The 18,169-nt window shown below is 40.7% G+C and carries 18 protein-coding genes and 1 tRNA gene; 11 read left to right on the forward strand and 8 right to left on the reverse strand.

The window, feature by feature from the left end; genetic code table 11:
- Nucleotides 1-72: 72 nt before the first annotated feature.
- Nucleotides 73-2,193, reverse strand: coding sequence for an elongation factor G (fusA, locus tag EHQ64_RS05905; RefSeq protein WP_135648564.1), 2,121 nt, complete (start codon nucleotides 2,191-2,193; stop codon nucleotides 73-75).
- Between the two features lie 355 nt (nucleotides 2,194-2,548).
- On the opposite strand from fusA, the gene EHQ64_RS05910 reads away from it, so the two are divergent.
- The gene (locus EHQ64_RS05910) at nucleotides 2,549-4,117 is read left to right on the forward strand and encodes a TrkH family potassium uptake protein (RefSeq protein WP_135648565.1); all 1,569 of its coding nucleotides are present in this window, start codon (nucleotides 2,549-2,551) and stop codon (nucleotides 4,115-4,117) included.
- Nucleotides 4,118-4,119: 2 nt separating this feature from the next.
- Here the strand turns inward: EHQ64_RS05910 and EHQ64_RS20170 are convergent, their stop codons facing one another.
- The gene (locus EHQ64_RS20170) at nucleotides 4,120-4,287 is read right to left on the reverse strand and encodes a hypothetical protein (protein WP_167882364.1); all 168 of its coding nucleotides are present in this window, start codon (nucleotides 4,285-4,287) and stop codon (nucleotides 4,120-4,122) included.
- Nucleotides 4,288-4,700: 413 nt separating this feature from the next.
- On the opposite strand from EHQ64_RS20170, the gene EHQ64_RS05915 reads away from it, so the two are divergent.
- From EHQ64_RS05915 to EHQ64_RS05925, 3 genes are all read left to right on the forward strand, one after another.
- Nucleotides 4,701-5,600 carry a decaprenyl-phosphate phosphoribosyltransferase gene (locus tag EHQ64_RS05915; protein ID WP_135648566.1) on the forward strand — a complete coding sequence of 300 codons (900 nt, stop codon included), beginning with the start codon at nucleotides 4,701-4,703 and terminating at the stop codon, nucleotides 5,598-5,600.
- 18 nt (nucleotides 5,601-5,618) lie between these two features.
- Nucleotides 5,619-6,134, forward strand: a complete 516-nt coding sequence (locus EHQ64_RS05920) for a redoxin family protein (RefSeq protein ID WP_135648567.1) — start codon at nucleotides 5,619-5,621, stop codon at nucleotides 6,132-6,134.
- Nucleotides 6,135-6,206: 72 nt separating this feature from the next.
- Nucleotides 6,207-6,986: a hypothetical protein gene (locus EHQ64_RS05925; RefSeq protein WP_135648568.1), complete on the forward strand. Its 780-nt coding sequence runs from the start codon at nucleotides 6,207-6,209 to the stop codon at nucleotides 6,984-6,986.
- On the opposite strand, the gene EHQ64_RS05930 is transcribed toward EHQ64_RS05925, so the two are convergent.
- Nucleotides 6,983-8,239, reverse strand: coding sequence for an SH3 domain-containing protein (locus EHQ64_RS05930; protein ID WP_167882365.1), 1,257 nt, complete (start codon nucleotides 8,237-8,239; stop codon nucleotides 6,983-6,985). The genes EHQ64_RS05925 and EHQ64_RS05930 overlap by 4 nt on opposite strands.
- Before the next feature lie 128 nt (nucleotides 8,240-8,367).
- Between EHQ64_RS05930 and EHQ64_RS05935 the strand changes: the two genes are divergently transcribed.
- Together EHQ64_RS05935 and EHQ64_RS05940 are read left to right on the forward strand one after the other, a co-directional pair.
- On the forward strand, nucleotides 8,368-8,844 hold the full coding sequence (locus EHQ64_RS05935; protein ID WP_135648570.1) for an SgcJ/EcaC family oxidoreductase: 477 nt from the start codon (nucleotides 8,368-8,370) through the stop codon (nucleotides 8,842-8,844).
- A gap of 133 nt (nucleotides 8,845-8,977) precedes the next feature.
- Nucleotides 8,978-9,631 carry a DsbA family oxidoreductase gene (locus EHQ64_RS05940; RefSeq protein WP_135648571.1) on the forward strand — a complete coding sequence of 218 codons (654 nt, stop codon included), beginning with the start codon at nucleotides 8,978-8,980 and terminating at the stop codon, nucleotides 9,629-9,631.
- Here the strand turns inward: EHQ64_RS05940 and EHQ64_RS05945 are convergent.
- On the reverse strand, nucleotides 9,628-10,515 hold the full coding sequence (locus tag EHQ64_RS05945; protein WP_135648572.1) for a hypothetical protein: 888 nt from the start codon (nucleotides 10,513-10,515) through the stop codon (nucleotides 9,628-9,630). The two genes, EHQ64_RS05940 and EHQ64_RS05945, sit on opposite strands and share 4 nt — an antisense overlap.
- A gap of 180 nt (nucleotides 10,516-10,695) precedes the next feature.
- Here EHQ64_RS05945 and EHQ64_RS05950 point away from each other — a divergent pair, with 180 nt between their 5' ends.
- Together EHQ64_RS05950 and EHQ64_RS05955 are read left to right on the forward strand one after the other, a co-directional pair.
- Nucleotides 10,696-11,259 carry a polyhydroxyalkanoate synthesis regulator DNA-binding domain-containing protein gene (locus EHQ64_RS05950; RefSeq protein WP_135648573.1) on the forward strand — a complete coding sequence of 188 codons (564 nt, stop codon included), beginning with the start codon at nucleotides 10,696-10,698 and terminating at the stop codon, nucleotides 11,257-11,259.
- Between the two features lie 90 nt (nucleotides 11,260-11,349).
- A complete protein-coding gene (locus EHQ64_RS05955; protein WP_135648574.1) occupies nucleotides 11,350-12,228 on the forward strand; it encodes a HEAT repeat domain-containing protein in 879 nt (292 codons plus the stop codon).
- Nucleotides 12,229-12,458: 230 nt separating this feature from the next.
- On the opposite strand, the gene EHQ64_RS05960 is transcribed toward EHQ64_RS05955, so the two are convergent.
- Nucleotides 12,459-12,532 (reverse strand) — tRNA-Val (locus EHQ64_RS05960).
- Between the two features lie 327 nt (nucleotides 12,533-12,859).
- Between EHQ64_RS05960 and EHQ64_RS05965 the strand changes: the two genes are divergently transcribed.
- Nucleotides 12,860-13,711: a metal-dependent hydrolase gene (locus EHQ64_RS05965; RefSeq protein WP_135648575.1), complete on the forward strand. Its 852-nt coding sequence runs from the start codon at nucleotides 12,860-12,862 to the stop codon at nucleotides 13,709-13,711.
- Nucleotides 13,712-13,727: 16 nt separating this feature from the next.
- Entirely contained in the window at nucleotides 13,728-14,579 is an 852-nt protein-coding gene (locus tag EHQ64_RS05970; protein ID WP_135648576.1) for a metal-dependent hydrolase, read from the forward strand.
- Nucleotides 14,580-14,650: 71 nt separating this feature from the next.
- Here EHQ64_RS05970 and EHQ64_RS05975 read toward each other — a convergent pair whose 3' ends face one another.
- The 3 genes from EHQ64_RS05975 to EHQ64_RS05985 all read right to left on the reverse strand — a co-directional run bounded on the left by EHQ64_RS05975 (nucleotide 14,651) and on the right by EHQ64_RS05985 (nucleotide 17,498).
- Nucleotides 14,651-14,947 (reverse strand): YciI family protein, encoded by a 297-nt coding sequence (locus EHQ64_RS05975; RefSeq protein ID WP_135648577.1) that lies wholly within the window; start codon nucleotides 14,945-14,947, stop codon nucleotides 14,651-14,653.
- 64 nt (nucleotides 14,948-15,011) lie between these two features.
- Complete coding sequence (locus EHQ64_RS05980) at nucleotides 15,012-16,097, reverse strand: fatty acid desaturase (RefSeq protein ID WP_135648578.1); 1,086 nt, start codon at nucleotides 16,095-16,097, stop codon at nucleotides 15,012-15,014.
- A gap of 117 nt (nucleotides 16,098-16,214) precedes the next feature.
- The gene (locus EHQ64_RS05985; protein WP_135648579.1) at nucleotides 16,215-17,498 is read right to left on the reverse strand and encodes a UvrD-helicase domain-containing protein; all 1,284 of its coding nucleotides are present in this window, start codon (nucleotides 17,496-17,498) and stop codon (nucleotides 16,215-16,217) included.
- A gap of 132 nt (nucleotides 17,499-17,630) precedes the next feature.
- On the opposite strand from EHQ64_RS05985, the gene EHQ64_RS05990 reads away from it, so the two are divergent.
- The gene (locus EHQ64_RS05990; protein WP_135648580.1) at nucleotides 17,631-18,137 is read left to right on the forward strand and encodes a GAF domain-containing protein; all 507 of its coding nucleotides are present in this window, start codon (nucleotides 17,631-17,633) and stop codon (nucleotides 18,135-18,137) included.
- Nucleotides 18,138-18,169: the final 32 nt, after the last annotated feature.

Genomic DNA, 18,169 nt, shown 5'->3' on the forward strand with positions numbered 1-18,169 from the left:
GGAATGCCTTCCAAAAAGAAAAGGGAGCCGATTCGGCTCCCTTTTTTCCAAAAAGAAGGATTGTTCTGAAGATCAATCTTCGTCTTTGGAGTTCGGTTTGTATTTTTTCATCAATTCTTCTGCTACGTTTCTTGGAACAGGAGCGTAACGAGAGAATTCCATGGAGAACTCTGCTTTTCCTTGGGTAGAGGAACGGATTACTGTAGAGTATCCGAACATATCTGCCAAAGGAACTTCAGCTTCCACTTTGCAATAGCTGTCTTGCTCGGTGGTGTTTAGGATCATTCCCCGTCTTTGGTTCAGGGAAGCAAGGATTGGACCTTGGAATTCAGCAGGACCGTCCACTTCCACTCTCATGATAGGCTCGAGGATCTGAGGATTTGCTTTGCTGAAACCTTGGCGGAATGCATAGCGTCCTGCGATCTGGAATGCCATATCGGAAGAGTCCACATCGTGGTAAGAACCGTCATTGATAGTCAGTTTTACTCCGATGATAGGGAATCCGATCATGCTACCACGATCCAAACAGCTCTTGAATCCTTTGTCAACAGAGGAGATATATTCACGAGGAATTGCTCCACCCACGACACTGTTTACGAATTCGTAAGTTTTATCTTCTTCTAATGGGATCGGCTCGATGAAACCTGCAACACGTCCGAACTGACCTTGACCACCCGTTTGTTTTTTGTGGGTATAGTCGAAGTCCGCACGAGCAGTGATGGTTTCACGATACGCAACCTGAGGAGCTCCGGTGATTAGCTCCACTCCGTATTCCCTTTTCATCCTTTCGATATAAACTTCGAGGTGAAGTTCTCCCATCCCTTTGATGATGGTTTGTCCGGATTCTTGGTCTACGTGAGTTTGGAACGTAGGATCTTCCTTGGTAAAGCGGTTTAAGGCTTTTGCCAGGTTGTTTAAGTGTTTAGATTCTTTGGCCTCGATTGTAAGAGAGATTACCGGAGCCGGAACGAACATGGATTCCATAGAAACGTTCATTTTTCCGTCGGTAAAAGTATCCCCGGAAGCACAATCAATACCGAATAATGCGATGATATCTCCCGCTTCTGCGAAATCGATATCTTCCATTTCATCCGAGTGCATACGACATAGACGACCAACGTTATGTTTCTTGTTGGTCGACATGTTATATATCGTCATACCTTTTTGGATCCTTCCTTGGTAGACTCGCACATAGGTCAACTGACCGTAACGTCCGTCCTCGAGTTTGAACGCGAGGCAAACTAGAGGTTTGTCTTTATCTGAAGGTAATACTACTTTCTCGGATTCGTTTTTGACATCCAGAGCAGAGTTCACTACGTCCACAGGAGAAGCTAGATAATCCAGAACTCCATCCAGAAGTTTTTGAACTCCTTTGTTCTTGAAAGCGGAACCCATGAAAACAGGAGTTAGTTTAAGGGAGATCGCACCGTTACGGATCGCAGCTTTGACCTGCTCTACAGTAGGTTCTCCTTCCAACATCGCTTCTGTAAGTTCGTCAGAGAACATAGAAGCTGCGTCTAAAAGTTCTTCTCTTTTCTTTTGAGCGAGTTCCTGCAATTCTGCCGGAATTTCTTTTTCAACGATTTCCATTCCGTCTTTTCCTTCGAAATAAACGGCTTTCATAATGACTAGGTCTACGATACCTACTAGATCCCCTTCCAATCCGATTGGGATTTGAACAGGAACTGCATTATGTTTTAATTTCTCACGTAATTGATCGATCACGCGGAAAGGGTTCGCTCCAGTACGGTCGAGTTTATTGATAAAAGCGACTCGAGGAACGTTATAACGGCGCATCTGTCTGTCCACAGTGATGGACTGGGACTGAACTCCGGAAACTCCGCAAAGAACTAAGATCGCAGAGTCAAGAACCCGTAAAGAACGCTCAACCTCAACGGTAAAGTCAACGTGGCCCGGAGTATCGATGATGTTAATAGTATGATCTTTCCACTGGCAGTAGGTAGCTGCGGATTGGATGGTAATTCCTCTCTCGCGCTCCAATTCCATACTGTCCATTTTTGCTCCGACTCCGTCCTTACCACGAACTTCGTGGATGGCGTGAATACGGTTCGTATAGAATAGGATCCTCTCGGTCAGGGTGGTTTTCCCTGAATCGATATGGGCGGAAATACCGATATTTCTCGTCTTTAAGAGTTTTTCGGTGGGTTTGAAGTCCGCAACTGCAGTGCTCATTAGAGTCCTCTTTAAAAAGTTCCACTGAAAAATCAGGGCCTACTTCTTGTGAAAGTAGGATCAAATCTTACGCGGATACTAATCTGACTGGGCTCCCTAGGTAAAGGAACCCTAATTCTTACCAATTTTCTGAAATGACCGCATTTGTAAAGATCGTTTCAGGCGATAGATCGTCGATTTAACTCTGTAAAATGCATTCTGATCCTATTTCTAAGATTCGTTTACCCAATATGAGTGATCGATTTTCGTTTTTCCTAAAAGTCATCTAAGACTCTGATTACTTGGCTTAGGAAATTCATTGCCCCAGTATGCCAGGGTCAAAATAGTTTCTTGGAAGGGTAGTTTCTCCTTCCCCATGAGCCCATATAAATTCCTAAAACGTAACGTAAACCGAATCGCTAGGGCGTTCTTGCTTCTATCAGTGGCAAGAATTCTCTGTTTGGCATTTGCCGGAGCGATACTCGTGGGCTCCTTTTTGATCTATGCTTCGGAAGAAGGTAGGATGTCCTACGCGGACTCTTTCTATCTTGCGGCGTCCGCTATTTGTGTGACCGGGCTATCCACTGTTCCTATCAGTGAACTGACATTTTCCACTCAAGTTATAGTAATGTTCCTCTTTCAGATAGGTGGTTTAGGGATCATTACATTCACTGTTCTTGTGGGGATCTTAGTAGTAAGAGGACTTTCCAGAAGTACAAGGATCGCAGCATTCGTATTCGAAGCCATAGATTCCCACGAATCCGCAGATAGTAAGAGTAAGAACGCACCTTATGTAAGAAGAATTCTATTATCCATTTTGAATATTTCGATTTCTATCGAACTTCTGGGAGCATTCTTATTGTATTGGAGTATGCCGGAAGATCTAAGCGGATTGCCCGGAGAACCGAATCGTCTTTTTTTAAGTTTATTTACCGCGGTCTCCGCATTCAATAACGCAGGTTTCTCTTTATCAAACGATCTTACCTTTTTATCCAAGGAACCTCTTTCCTTACTGGTTGTGGAAAGTTTGGTAGTGATGGGTGGTATCGGATTTCCTGTCATTTTATTCTTCGAAAAAACATTATTAGAGACTTTCAGGAACATCATGCATCGGGTAGAAGTAGTGATGGAAACATATCTGATGTCCAGAGCATTAGAAGAAGGAAAAGAACCTTCTTGGATCTATTTGATGCTTATTAGAATGTCATTTTGGGCCGAAGAAAGATTAGCTCTGTATAGAAAAGCACTAAAGGGAGAAGCGAATCGTATCCAGATGAAACTTCTACTTTATGGAACTTTAATATTAGTCCATGTCGGCGGGATAGGCGTTCTTTTGTCAGAATGGGATAATCCGGAAACGATCGGAAAATTCCATTTCGTAGATAAACTTTTCAATTCATTCTTTCTTTCCGTATCCTCTAGGACCGCAGGCTTTAATACCTTTGATCTTTCTGAGATGAGAAGTCCTACATATGTTCTTCTTTGTTCTTTGATGTTTGTGGGTGGAGGTCCTCAAGGAGCTGCAGGAGGGATCAAGATCACAACATTCGTTATTCTATTAATGTATCTTAGGAATGTGATCAGTCCTCAAGCAAGAGTAACGATCATGGGCGAAGAAGTTTCCAAAAACTCGATCGCAATATCTACAAGGATCTATTTTCTAGCAACGATATCTATAGTATTCTTTATGTTGGTGATTACGATCGCGAACGGTCATAGACATGGGATCGAAGAGATATTTTTTGAAGTAATGTCTGCTTTCGGAACCGTGGGATTGTCGAAGGGATTAACTCCTTATATCACAGGAGTGGAAAAATTCTTATACCCTTGCATTATGTATGTGGGAAGGGTCGGAGTATTTACTTTATTGATCGCGTTTACAGGTCATTCCGGACTTGGGACTTTAGGAGCCCAAGATGACGGAGTCAAGATCCAGGTAGGATAATATCAGCTTAAATGAGCGTCCGATAATTTGAAATAGTATATGTAACGATCTAATTTTAGATCATGTACTACGGAGATCAATTCGAAACCTAACGCTCCTAAAGGATCAAAAGCATCTTGGGTTAATGGATCCTTGCTCTCCACTATCTTATATGTAATCTTCTTATGCATAGTGGGAAATTCATAAGCTAACAATAAGTAACCGTAAAGCTTAAAACTAAAAAAGTTAAGATCTTGTCTTAGCCCTTTTAGATTAATTTTTACGTTTTGTCTCTTCTTTCAAAATTTCATTATGCTCGAACCTTAAAGGTTAGATTAGTTTATAATTTTTTTACTTACTCTTATTGAAGAAGGCTTTGGTGGAGAATTTTATTTTGGTCTTTGCCGAATAGTTCGATATGAAATTTTTATACGTCTCGTGTGAACAAGGAACCGGTTTGTCTGTTACAAAACTGAGTTTCGTTTCAGTCTGTTAAGGGATAAATTCCAGGAAATTCGACTGGATTTACACTTTAAAATTCCCTTGCAAGCCTTTGATTTCAGATCAATCTGTCCCCAAAAGCGGATCGATTTCGGGAGAGAGAATGTTATTTTCCTATATAAAACTATTAAGACCCCACCAGTGGATTAAGAACATTATTCTATTTGCGGGTATTATTTTCGGGAAAAAATTGGGAGACCTGGAATCGGTAGAAAGGGCGATTTTCGCGTTTTTTCTTTTTTCTCTCACTGCAAGTTGCCAATACGTACTCAATGATTTTCTGGATCGTAAGGAAGACGCTCTTCATCCGGAAAAAAAACATAGACCTCTCGCTTCCGGAGCGATCTCTCCGACGATCGCACTTCTTTTAACTGCAGTTTTACTTTCTATCACACTTGTACTTTCCTTCAAATTACAGGCAGAATTTTTCTATTGGGTCGCGGGTTACCTCATCTTCAATATCGTTTATAGCCGTTTCCTAAAACATATGGTCATTCTGGATGTGATGAGCATTTCTTTCGGATTCGTAGTAAGAGCGATCGCAGGATCCATCGTAGTAGGTGTTAGCTTCTCTTCTTGGTTACTTCTTTGCACATTTATGTTGGCACTTTATTGGGGATTCGGAAAGAGAAGAGGAGAACTGATCATTCTGGAAGAAGGGGCCAAAGGGCACCGAAAAATTTTGGAAGAATACTCCGTAAATTTTCTAGACCTGATGATGGGCATCGTTGCCACCATGACCCTGGTCACATACGTTATGTATGTAACAAGTCCTAGTACGATCGAAAACTTAGGAACGGATAAGATGGTGTATACCATTCCAATCGTAGTATATGCAATTTTCAGATCTCTTTATATAATCTATATTAAGAATATGGGCCATAACCCGACGAAGGCGATCCTAACAGATTGGGGTGTCCTAATGGCGGGATTTTTATGGCTTTTACTTGTGGTTTGGATTATGTACTCGGGTTCCGGACAAAGTCTTCCTTTTCAGTTATAGTCTAGGTCTAACTAAGGCATGAATAAAAAAGTAAAATCCGGATTACAATATGGAGGAGCATTGGCTCTTCTTTTGTCCGCGACTTTTTTTCTAGCCTGGTTTAGAGCCTTGGATACGGAACCTGTTGTGAGTTTGGATGGAAAAGAATTCAGAACTCCGATAGGTGAAAAAGCACATATCAACGGAAAAACTACTGTGGTTTATTTTTGGGCCACATGGTGCGGAGTTTGTAATACGAATCTTCCTTTAGTAAAATGGTATGCTTCTTCTTTAAAGGACCAAAATCATTTTGCATTCATCAGTGTGGAAGAAGGTGAAAGCGCATCCGCATTAAAAGATTATTTGGAAAAACAAGCTGTGGATTTTCCTGTAATTGTCGGAAATCCAATGTTACTTAGGGATTGGGGCATCAGAGGATATCCTAGTTTTTATATTTTGGACGGAGAAGGTAAGGTCCGTTTTGCAGAATCCGGGATCATGAGCCCCTTGGGTATGTTCCTAAGGTTATTCTGGACCCGCATTTTCTGGTCCTAAACTAAGTATTTAGATCCGTTTCTTCTTTCCTATCTTTGAATTTTAGGCCATAATTTTCCGATAATCATTCCAATGGATTCGTACAAACCGAAACCGCTTCTAAATAAGTCGGAACTCAAACAAATCAAACGTTCCAGAACTCGAGTACGTGGCCAGAAGGTCATTACCGACGACGTAAAAAAGCTCAAATCATTGAGTGTCACTCCGGACTTACCGGAAGAAGAATTAGTAAATTATTATAAAGAACCTATCTGGATAGAATATTATATTCCAAGAGAATCCCGCTTCGCGTACGAGATCAAATATTTGTATGTGTTTCTAGTAAATTCGGAACCAAGACCTGCTCCTATGGATTCTATTTTAAGAGAGGCAATCAAAAACGATAGTTTCGTAGATCTTGTAGAAGTAACTAGGCTTCATCCTGAGAAGGAAAAGTTGATCCGAAATTCTTATATCAATTCTTGGCCTTTTTTCGAATCCATTTCAAACGGATATAAACAATACCAACAAACTAAGGATCCGTATTATCTAAGAGTTCCGTTGTACCATACGGAAAACTTGATGAAGAGAGAGCCTTCTCTTGCTACTTTAGAATTCACGGGAAATTTCTTCATACATAATCTGAATTGGTTGGTTCGTAGGATGAATCGTGGAGGAAAAGAATTCTCCTTAGAAGACGAAACGATCTCTATCCTGATCAAAAGAAGGAACGAATACTGGGAGAAAAAGAATCTCCCGGCAGACGAGGACTTCGATCTTTTTGCGGCGTTATTCTATGAACAAGCCTTTCCAAATCGAGGTCTGGAAGAGATCGAAGCCGCAGAACTTTTGGACGAAGACGCTTATCTTTAATCCGTTTCGAAAGTACTTCCGTTAAATTTATATACAACTTCTGTCTTAACGCCTGAGGGCCCCTCTCCCTCCGGTGGAGAGTATCGATCTATATTAATGGATCGATCGCTTTCGTAGAAAAAAATACTATCTCCATCTGAATTGAATATCGTTTCTAAGTTATTTCCAACTTTTGAAAATGCAAAAACATAATAATATTCAGAGCAAGCGAGCCCGGAACAACTACTGTATCCACTTAAATATTGAAAGATGATTACGAAATACGTTTTGTTCTTATGTTTAAACGTTTCTATTTTAACGTTTTCCACATCAATTTCCCTTTCTCCGCGTCCGTCGATTTTTTCTAAGATTGCCTTGGTGGTTGCGTCCTTTGGGTAAATTGATAAATAAAGCGGGGTATATCTTTTAGCAGTTTTTACCAATTTTGCAGAAAGATAACCTTCTGCTAAGGTGGTAACTGTAGTATCATCTTCAAAACCTGGTCTGCTCCCATCCGCCTTATACACTTTGAAATAAACTTTGCCATCAGCTCTGACCAATCTTCCTGTGATCGGAAGAAATTCTCCCGAACGAATATCAGCAGATTCGTTTTGTGCTTTTAGTTTTCCATTTTTAAAATCATACAGTTTGTCTGGGGCTTCTTGGATATAAACCCAACCATCTTCCTTCATTTCTAAGTCTTTTTGGGTCAGAAGTATATTTGGATCTTCTCCTCTCATGATATAAGGAGTGAAAACGAAACCTATTTTACCATCGTTGGATTTTACCTTTGCCCAGGTCCCGGAATTTCCATCGATTAAAACTTTATTCTGCCCTTCTGCTAAGATCTCTAAAGTTTCTCGGGTTTTAAGTTTTCCTAAAACTTTGCCTGCACTTCCGGGATAATCTCTTAATAATAATTGAGTGGCGGTAACGATCCCGAATTTTTCTCGGATCGGAGGTAAGAAGATCTGGATCCCGTATTTAGATTCTCTATTTTCCTCTTGAATATACCCTGTTTTATCATTTTGTCTGATTTTCAACCAAGGAGTTCCGTTAATTGAATCCGAATCTTTAATGTTTGTGGCAAGTATATCGTAAGCACTTGCCTTATCGACGGAGAATACCACTTCACTTTTTACAGAAGAGTTACGATACGCTTTTAGATCATTTCGGGATACATGCCCGAAACCTTTTGGGATGGTAGCGCAGAATTGAGAAAATAGAAATATAGTTAGAAAAAATAGAAGAATATTGTAATGTTTAAGTTTCAAAACTTTGGTCTCCGCAGGATGAAAGTTCGATAAACGCCGAAAAATGTCGACAGGGAAAATTTTTTAGGGAATAATTTTCATAAGGATAAGATGTATTCAAATTTTGAACTATCGTTACGGAAGGTTTTATGAGCTCCGAAGAAAAAACAAAAGAAGAAGTTTTAATTCTATATCGTAAACTGTTGACAGCGTGGAATAAAAGAAACGCTTCCGCGATGGCGTCCTTACTTTCTTCGGAAGGAGACTTAGTGGGTTTTGATGGAAGTCAGATGAAAGGACCGGAGGAAGTAAGAACGATCGTGGGCGGTATCTTCACTCATCATAAAACAGCCGCGTTCGTTTCTATCGTGAGAGAGATCAGGATCTTATCTCAAGATTCCGTTCTACTTAGAGCTGTCGTGAGTATGGTTGCAGAAGGAGAAAAAGAGATCAACCCAGCAGTAAATGCGATCCAATCTTTGGTTGCCTCTAAGGACAAAGGAGAATGGAAGATCTCACTTTTTCAAAACACTCCTGCAGCATTTCATGGAAGGCCGGAAGAAGCGGAAAAACTTTCTAAAGAATTGCAAGAAGCATATTCTTCTTCCCAATCCGAACCAAAGTAGATAAAAAAATGATGCAGTTTTAGATGCTTGTAAGAACTGGTCTGGGCAGGGTTCTTGAAGTCCGACTGACTATTTATTGAAGGTCTCGACTTTTTAACCGGGCTATAAGTCTAATGATTACAGGGTAGGCTTTGTGGAAACCACGATCTCAATTTATTCGGACGTAGTATGTCCTTGGTGTTATATCGGCAAAAAAAGATTAGAGAAGGCGATCGAGTCTTGGGAATCCGATCATCCGGAAGATAAGATCAAGGTAAGTTGGAAACCTTTTCAGTTGAACCCGGATCTTCCTGAGGACGGAGAAGATCGAGAATCCCATATGGTGAAAAAATTCGGCTCCTTGGATCGAGTAAAGATGATGACCCAAAGAGTTTCAGATATCGCAAAAGAAGACGGATTGGAATTTGCGAATATACTTCAAGGCCATCAGCCAAATACATTCTTACTACATGCTCTGATACGCAAGGCTAGAAATTATAATAAAGAAGCGGAACTTGCAGAAGTTTTCTTTGAGAAGTTTTTCTCCCAAGGAAAAAATCTTTCGGACGATTCTGTTCTTAAGGAATCTTTGACCCAGCTTGGAATTCCAGAATCCGAATTGGACGAAGTTCGTAACGATCCAGCTCTAAGATCTCAGATCCATACGGAAGAAAACGAAGGTAAAATGTTAGGAGTGAGCGGAGTTCCTTTTTATATTTTTAATGAAAAGTATGCAGTTTCCGGGGCTCAACCTTCCGACTTATTCCTTCAAGTTTTTGAAAGATTAAGAACTGAAAAGGAAGTTTAATAAGAGATTTCAGAACCTCTACTGGAACCTTCTCCCAGCCATAGGAATAGGCGGCGTATTCTGTATAGATATGCCGCTTCCGCTCTTTCTAAAACTCCATCGGGTACGATCGGAAATTCATATTCTCTAATATTTCTAGGGCTTCCTGCCCAATCGATCGCTTGGTAAGAAGAATCTTTTGGAGGAGAGCTTAAGGCTAGCCTGTCTCTTAAAAAAAGAAGAAGATCCTTGGATTCGAAAAATGCCTTTGCTATATCCTTGAGACCGGTCGCTAAGTTTTGATACACGTTTTCTCGGCTAAAATCGATCAAACAGAAACTTAAAGGAAAATAAGGAGTTCCTAAAAGGCCTTTCATTTTAGGCACCAATTCTCTGGAAGAGAAAGATTCAGAATCCAATAATAAGATCCCGGGTTTCGTCTCTTTCAGCATATTAGGAAGTCCTAATATATCCTTACACCAATGCGCATTGGATGCACATGCTCTAAGAAGGGATCTGTATTTTGTGAAAAGATCCGAGCTCTGGGTGAGTATCACCATCTCCGGATGCAAAGGTTTGGAGAATTTGAAGAATGGGAATTCTTCCATTGCGAAAGAATTTAGATCATAGATCCGAGTGGCTCCAGCCCTGAGAAAGGAATTTTTTTCCTCATTATCGAATCTGCCTATCAGACAAATTTCTCTGGACCAATCTACCGCTAAGCGAACGTCTTCGGGATTTGATTCCTTTTTCCAAACTAAAACTTCTTTCGAGGCAGGAGGGAATCCTGAACTAGTGATCCATTCTAAATGATCTATCCCTTTCCATTTGAGTAATGCGGTCAGGAACTCATGTTCATCCGAGTTGAGTCGGTGGAGAAGTAATACATCGGATAGTAAGTTCATCTCTTTGCAAAGGAAGGGTTTTTTCCTTGACCTTGGGGATTTTCGTCCGATCCTAGAATTGGTGCGTTGCGAAAAACCCGCAACTAGAAAGGGGAATCGGAAAGAAAAACGAGTTTGTCCTTTGACAAACAACTGCTTTAGGCCTTGTCCTGAAAGCGTTGATTACGAGCAAAACCAAGAATGAAAGTTCTCAAAAGATACGCAAACAGAAGGCTATACGATCCCGAAACTAGTAAGACCATTACTTTAGAAGATGTCGCCGAGATGATCATTGCCGGCGAGGAAATCAAAGTGATCGATAATATGAGCGGCCAGGATATTACCCCTAAGATCCTAGGCCAAACCTTCCTCAAAGTAAGTCTTGGTCAAAGAAACGAAGAATTTTCCAACTATATGCTTTCCGCGCTGATCCGGGAAACCGGAAAGAATATCAGCGCTTTATTCGGTCGTCTGGTATTGGGCGGGATCGGCCTTGCCTATCTCACAAAAGAGAAAATGGACCGAATTCTCCAGAGTATGGTGGCTTTGGGCGAACTTCGTCTGGAAGAAGTGAAAAGTTACCGAGAGGATCTATTGACCAATTTGGCCCAAAGAGCCAGTGAAAACAGCGAACAGATCCAGGAAGACCTGAAAAAAGTCGGCCGAGAATTGGAAGAAGGCGGCGAAAAGGAATTGGCGGTCGAGGATCTTTCGGAGAAAATTCGCAGGATTGCGGAAAGAGTCAAGGAAACCGAATCCTTATAAAAAGGCCATTGCCTTTCTTTAGCCAAGAATCCGGCTTCCAGAAGTTAAGATCAACCTAGGCGAATCCGATATATAACATAGGGGGGACCCATGTCTGCTTTAAGAATCCCAGTCCTTGGAATTATATTACTTTTTACGGTTCAGATTTCCGCTAAGGAAATGATCTATGAGAAGTTGGACCAATTATTCTACGACCAAGTGAAAAAATTGGAAAGTGGCAATTTGGAAGAACGGATCCAGGCTGCCGACTATTTAAGATTCGTCAGTAGCAAATTGGCGGTCCGTCCTTTATTAAAAGCGCTTAAGGGAAATGTCAATGTTCCTAAGGCGGAAGAAAACTCTCCTACTTTAAAATTCACCATTGCCCAAGCATTGGGAGTGATGGAGTCCGATATTGCCGGACCGGGAATGATCGAAGAGTTCAAAAAGATCGCAGCAACTATCCAAGAGAGTGATAATCCTACTTATAGTTCTCCGGAAGGTTATAACTTGGTGATCGCAGGAGGAGAACTTATTCGTAATATAGGCCTTCTTCCTTATACGAAAGAGAACCAAGAAGCGATCGTAAACGCTTTAAATCATCAGAATTATTATATTCGTGCATCCGCGGCCGACGGATTAAAAAACCTGAATCGCAAGGAAAATCTTTCCCAACTCAATTCTGCGATCGATAAGGAAAAAAATCCTTTTGCGAAAGTAGCGATCTTGAATGCGATAGTTTTCATCAATAGGATCGCGAACCAAAAATTCTATGATCTATGCGCATTCCTGAAAGACGAGTCTCCTTTGGTCCGTTATAGAACTTCTATGGCGGTAGGAGAAGTGGACTTAAAAGCAGGAGAATATTCTTTAAGAGAAGCTCTTTTGGTCGAGCATGATCAATTAGTAAGAGAACAGATCAAAAAGGACCTTGCGAGTGTGACCGGATTTAAGATGCCTGCAAGTTCTCCGATTATTTTTAAAGAATAGTTTCTTAAGAACAATCCATAAGACGAGAAAAGCCTTCGAGAGATCGGAGGCTTTTTTGTTTTGTAAGCCCGCGAAGGATCGAGCCGGAGTCAAAAAATTGCTTTAGAAATTTTTTGACTGAAGGGGAGAGCCTGACCCGAGCTATTCTGATCTTTGTTTTGATTTGTGGGATTTTATTTGCTCCTGATGGAGCGTTTGCGAGGGGCGCGGCAATCGAAAATTCGAAAACCTGGGAGATACTGGGATCGAACCAGTGACCTCTACCATGTCAAGGTAGCGCTCTAACCAGCTGAGCTAATCCCCCGGTATTAGTCAGTATTTCGGTCGGAAGCCTAACGTAAAGCCTTTGTTGTTTGTAAAGCTCGAGAGAATCTATTCTTCTTGGAGTAAAATGAAATCTCGTATTTCGATTTTTTTGAAAAGAAGAAGCATTGCTGCTACTCAAAATTCCCTTTTTTCACCTCGTTTTATAGAAGAACGATTGTTATAAAAAGAGCTTTTTGAAAGAAATTCGATTCTTTTCCTAGTCGATTTCGAAATCGGCAAGGGTTTTCCGAGATCGGCGGGCGGACTTGTTTGGAAAGAGTTATAGTAGGCATCACAAAACCCGAAAAAAACGGGGGAGACACAGATGTCAGCAACGGCTCAGAAAAAAGAACGGACTATTAAACCAATTAACGGCGATTCCCCAAGCGTTCGTAAAATGGACTTTGAAGGGTTGGATCAACTTTCGGATTTTTATATAGCTGGGAATTCTTTCCTTACTCATACGGTGAATGCGTATCATGTGATCTTTCCGGAAGGGGAAAGATTCTTTATTAAGAGTGTAAAAGCTTTTGCGGATCAAGTGAAGGATCCAGCTCTTCAAACAAACATCAAAGGATTTATCGGACAAGAAGTCCAACACGGTAAAGAGCATGAGAAGGCTTTGGAAATGTTGGAGAAACAAGGACGTCCCGTTTCTAAGATCCTGAATTTTTATGTGAAGACTGCTTACGGATTTTTCTGGACTGTTTTAGAATTTCTCTTCGGTAAAAAGTTGAAACTCTCAGTGACTGCAGGTTTGGAACATTACACAGCTTCTATGGGAGAAGTTACTTTAAGATTCGGACTTCATGAACAAGCGGAAGGAGAGATGAGAAATCTTTTACTCTGGCATGCTTGCGAAGAGATCGAACATAAATCGGTTGCATATGATGTTTTACAAACCGTTTCTAAAAGTTATATCTTAAGGACTTTCGGATTCCTGATCGCTTCCGTAATGTTCTGGGGATACGCTTTTGTATTACAACATATGTTCATCTGGGCGGATCCTAAGATCGGATTTAAAAGATATTTTTCCGATTTCGCCGCTGCCGGGCCTTACGCAAGAACACTTCTGGTAGAAGTCGGTAAACTTGCTTTCTTATATTTCAAACCAAACTTTCATCCGAATCAAACCGGCGGTTATGATTTGGCGAATGCTGCTTTAGCTACAATTTGATCGGAGGAAAATTAGAATGAGCACTCAAACGATCTCTAAGAAAAAGACCCTCAAACCTATCGACGCGAATTCCCCAACTGTTCGTAAGATGGATTTCGAAGGATTGGAAAATTTACCGGATCATTATATTGCAAATAATGCATTCTTAACTCATACGGTAAACGCGTATCATATTCTATTTCCGGAAGGAGAAAGATTTTTCATTAAAAGTGTAAAGGCTTATGCAGACCAAGTGAAAGATCCGGGCCTTTCTTCCAGAGTGAAAAGTTTTATCGGGCAGGAAGTCCAACACGGTAAAGAGCACGAAAAGATCCTAGAGATCTTGAAAGGACAAGGAAGACCGATCGGGATTATGGAAAGGGTTTATAAATGGACCGCTTTCAGTCTTCTTCTTCCTGTCTTCGAATTTATTTTCGGTAAAAAACTGAAACTATCCGTGACCGCAGGTTTGGAACATTATACTGCTTCTATGGCTGAAATTTCCATCCGTCATAGTTTTCACGACGATGCTTACGGCAATATGAGAAGTTTACTTCTTTGGCATGCTTGCGAAGAGATCGAACATAAATCCGTTGCTTACGATGTTCTTCAAACCGTTTCCAATAGTTATTTCTTAAGAGTGTTCGGATTCTTTATCGCGTCCCTGATGTTCTGGGGTTACGCAATCAGTCTTCAACAATGGTTTCTATTAGCGGATAAGAAAGTAGGATTTCGTAAATACTTCCAAGACATGAAGTCCGCTCGTAGGATCGGAAGGATCTTATATCCGGAACTTTTCAGAGCGGCACTTTTATATTTCAAAAGAGATTTTCATCCGGACCAAACTGGCGGATACGAGCTTGCAAATGCGGCTTTGGTAACTATCTAGCACCCATCCAATCACTTTGCTCCCCGCTTCCCGTTCTCCTTAACCGGAGAGTGGGAGGCGGTTTTTTTCTATTAAGAGCCTAACCAATCCTTTAAGAAAGTCTGGTGTTTTACCGGATGGAATTCTGTGTATTTGTAGTTTGCGTAGCCTAATTTTGCAAAAGGATCATCCTTCATGATCTCTGTGATCTTTTCTAAAGAGATCGATTTTGCGATGATCATCCCACCATGTCTAGGTTCTTTAGGTCCGGATAATAGGAAAGTTCCCACATCGTAAAACGTTTGTAGGAACTCTCTATGAGCGGTAATGGACTGGTCCAATTTTTCAAGAGGTACTAAATATTCTAATTCGATCAGAAAAAATTTCATTCTGAGAAACAGAGTTTGTTAGCTCTTCAAAAAATCAATTTGCAATCCTAACTTTTATGGAATTTTAGGTAGCGACCGTGTCCAATTCTGCCTCGGATTCATCCTCGTCGTTGAACGCCTCCGAGTATGTCATCCATCTGCCCGTATCCGGGTCGATCAGTTTACATTTGGAAGTGGATTCGAAATAGTCCTTCCAAAGAGATTCTCTTTCCACAACGTATTTTCCGTAATGGACTTTGATCTCTTCCAAAGCCACCCCTAGTTTATAGAAAGGAATTTTCATATGAACATGGTGGGGAGAATGGATGAATATATTATGCATGAAGAAGTTTAGAAATCCCGGAACATGATAATTCACAGTTCCTCTCATTTGTCCGTAAAATGGAGTCCACTCATCCGCTTCTTTCCAAGGAACTTCAGGACGGATATGATGCACGTAAACGGAAACTCCGATGAAATAATTCCAAGAGATAAAAGGAAGCAACCAAACTTTTAGGAAAAACCAAGCTCCTAACTGTGCATTGAAACCGAGTGGAGAATTTCCTCCGAAATAGAAAACAGCTCCTGCAGAACCGAAAGCGAACGCTAACATGAGTAATTTATCTCTGAGAGCTTCTTTCATTGGAGCGGTGAAAAGTACCATACCTTTCAACCATATTTCTACCAAGTAATAGATCCCGGCTCCGAATGCAGACCATGCAAGACGATGAAAACCTTTTCTGAGAAGTCCGAACTTTTTGTACTGATTCGGAGTGATCGGATGCCAAACGAAATCTCCCTTCAATTTGATCGTATGACCATGGTGGATCCTGTTATGTCCGTAGGCCCATTGGTTGTACGCATGCAAGGAAGGTAACATTGCAATTTGCCCGATCCAATAGGAAAGTTTTTCACTTTTGAATAAGGATCCGTGAGCGCTATCATGTCCGATGATAAAAAGAGAAGCGATGCTTAATCCAGCAAATGTCCAAAGAGGAAGAAGAAAATACCAACTGTCGACATTCCAAATTAGGAACATGATCAATCCAAAGAAGAATAAATCTCTTAGGAAGTATGAAATTCCAAGATAGGTGGGGTTATCGAAACTTTTTTCGGAGAGGATCTCTCTCACTCCCCCTAAGGTTTCTTTCGGTTCATTTCCATTTTTCATCTTATTTCCTACGCTTCTTTCGGATGAGCGGGTTTTTCTTTCAGTTTGTAAGATGAGAGAGAAAGAGCGTATTCTTGTTGCAGAAAAATTGAAAAATTAGACCTAAAAATCGCCAGTTCAAAATTTTATGAGAGGCACTTCCTTATTGAAATAAGAGAAAAATAAGTCTTCTGCGGTTTCTCTATTGGATCCCGTCTTTTTTCCTAAGATGATCAAACAATCCTTCGCCCTGGATAAGGCTACGTATAAGATCCTTCTTTCTTCCTCCCAAGAAGACTCAGGGGAATCTTTCCTTAAGTTCCAGCCGTCTGCAAGATCCACAAATACAGTATGAAATTCTAATCCTTTGGCTCCATGGATCGTAAGCAATAATTCGGAAGGAACTCCGGCTCGGATATATTCTCGGATCCGATGATTTGATCGACATAATATCTTCAATTCTCCCTGGCTTTGTTTATAAAATTCTCCTAAGTAAGAGAATAGCTCGCTGATCCGATCCATTTTGATCCTGGAAACGACAGCCTTTCCTTTTCGATGGGCAATGACTTGTTTTTCGATCTTGTTCTTATTCTTTTCGATCGGGATAGAAGAGAGTTTTACTATTTTAGGAAGAGATCTGTAATTCGTGTTTAGGAATTTTCGAGTGCAGGGTTGAAATAGTTCCGGAAAGTTCAGAAAATTTGAAACATTCGCTCCTCTGAAAGAATAGATTGTCTGAGCATCATCTCCTACGACTAAGATCCTGGAACGATCCGACAATAGTTTTAAGAATCTAAGTTGTTCCGGATCCGTATCCTGGAATTCATCCACGAGTATCCTTTTTAGGATTTGTTTTGGTATTTCTGTCCAAGATTCCTCGTTTTCTAATGAATCTAAAAACAAGGTCACTAGATCGTCTAAATCCAATTTTCCTTCTTTACGTTTAAATTTTTTATAATCTTCCATCAAAGGGATTTTCCAATCTTGAGGAAAATAAGAAGGCAATGGATTCGTTCCGGTTAAAAGTTCGTAAGGGATCCCTCCGATTATATTTGCTTCTTTACGAAACCATTCTCTAAAGAATAAATTTTTCTCTGTCGTTTTTAAGATAGAAGGTCTGTTCTTTTGAAAATGAGGATGCCAGGAGACTAAGGCTCTTAAACAAAAAGCATGGAATGTATGAACTCTGACCGTATCGATAGAAGTTTTCTTTTTGATCCTTTCTTTGATCTCTCCCGCTGCTTTACGGGTAAAACTTAGGATTAGTATTTCTTCTCCTTTTGTTCCGTGCAAAAGTTCGTTCTCTACTACACCTACTAAGGTGCTTGTTTTTCCGGAACCAGCAGCAGCGATTACTTGTAGGAATCTGGATCTATCTTCTATGATCTCTTGTTGGTCTGGGTTGAATTTGGATACGTTCATGCATGATACGTTTCACTGGCCGATCAAGTTGCGCAGAAAATTTGCGCATTTTAGAATAAAATTTTTGAATTCTCCAATTCTATGCTTGATCGGCAATAAATGCAGAAGGTTGTATTGGATAAGGGGTTTCGAATGTCCGAATCGATCTTAGTCAGTCAAGGAGCGAGTAGAGAAGTTTTATACGAAGAACTACTTCCTCAATTAGAAAGTTTGGTATCTTCTGAAACGGATCTGATCGCAAATCTTGCGAATATTATCGGAGCGTTACGTCAAACATTCGGATTCTTCTGGGTCGGAGTTTATTTCGTGAAAGGAAATGAATTAGTATTAGGCCCCTTTCAAGGACCGGTGGCTTGCACTCGGATCGCTTACGGAAAAGGAGTCTGCGGATCTTCTTGGAAAAGAAAAGAAACGATCCTGGTCCCTGATGTGGAAAAATTCCCGGGACATATTGCATGTAGTTCGGAATCAAAATCGGAGATCGTAATTCCTGCGTTAGACGAAGAGGGAAATGTATTTTTGATTTTGGATGTGGATAGTGACCTGTTGGATGATTTCTCGGAAGCGGATCGAGTCGGACTCGAGAGAGTGATCCTTTTGATCCAGAAGATCTGGAGCAGGAATCCTTCCTCCGTTTAATTGATCCGAAGGAAGGCTAAAAAACTTCTTCT

The sequence above is a fragment of the Leptospira sarikeiensis genome, from assembly GCF_004769615.1.
Classification (GTDB): domain Bacteria; phylum Spirochaetota; class Leptospiria; order Leptospirales; family Leptospiraceae; genus Leptospira_B; species Leptospira_B sarikeiensis.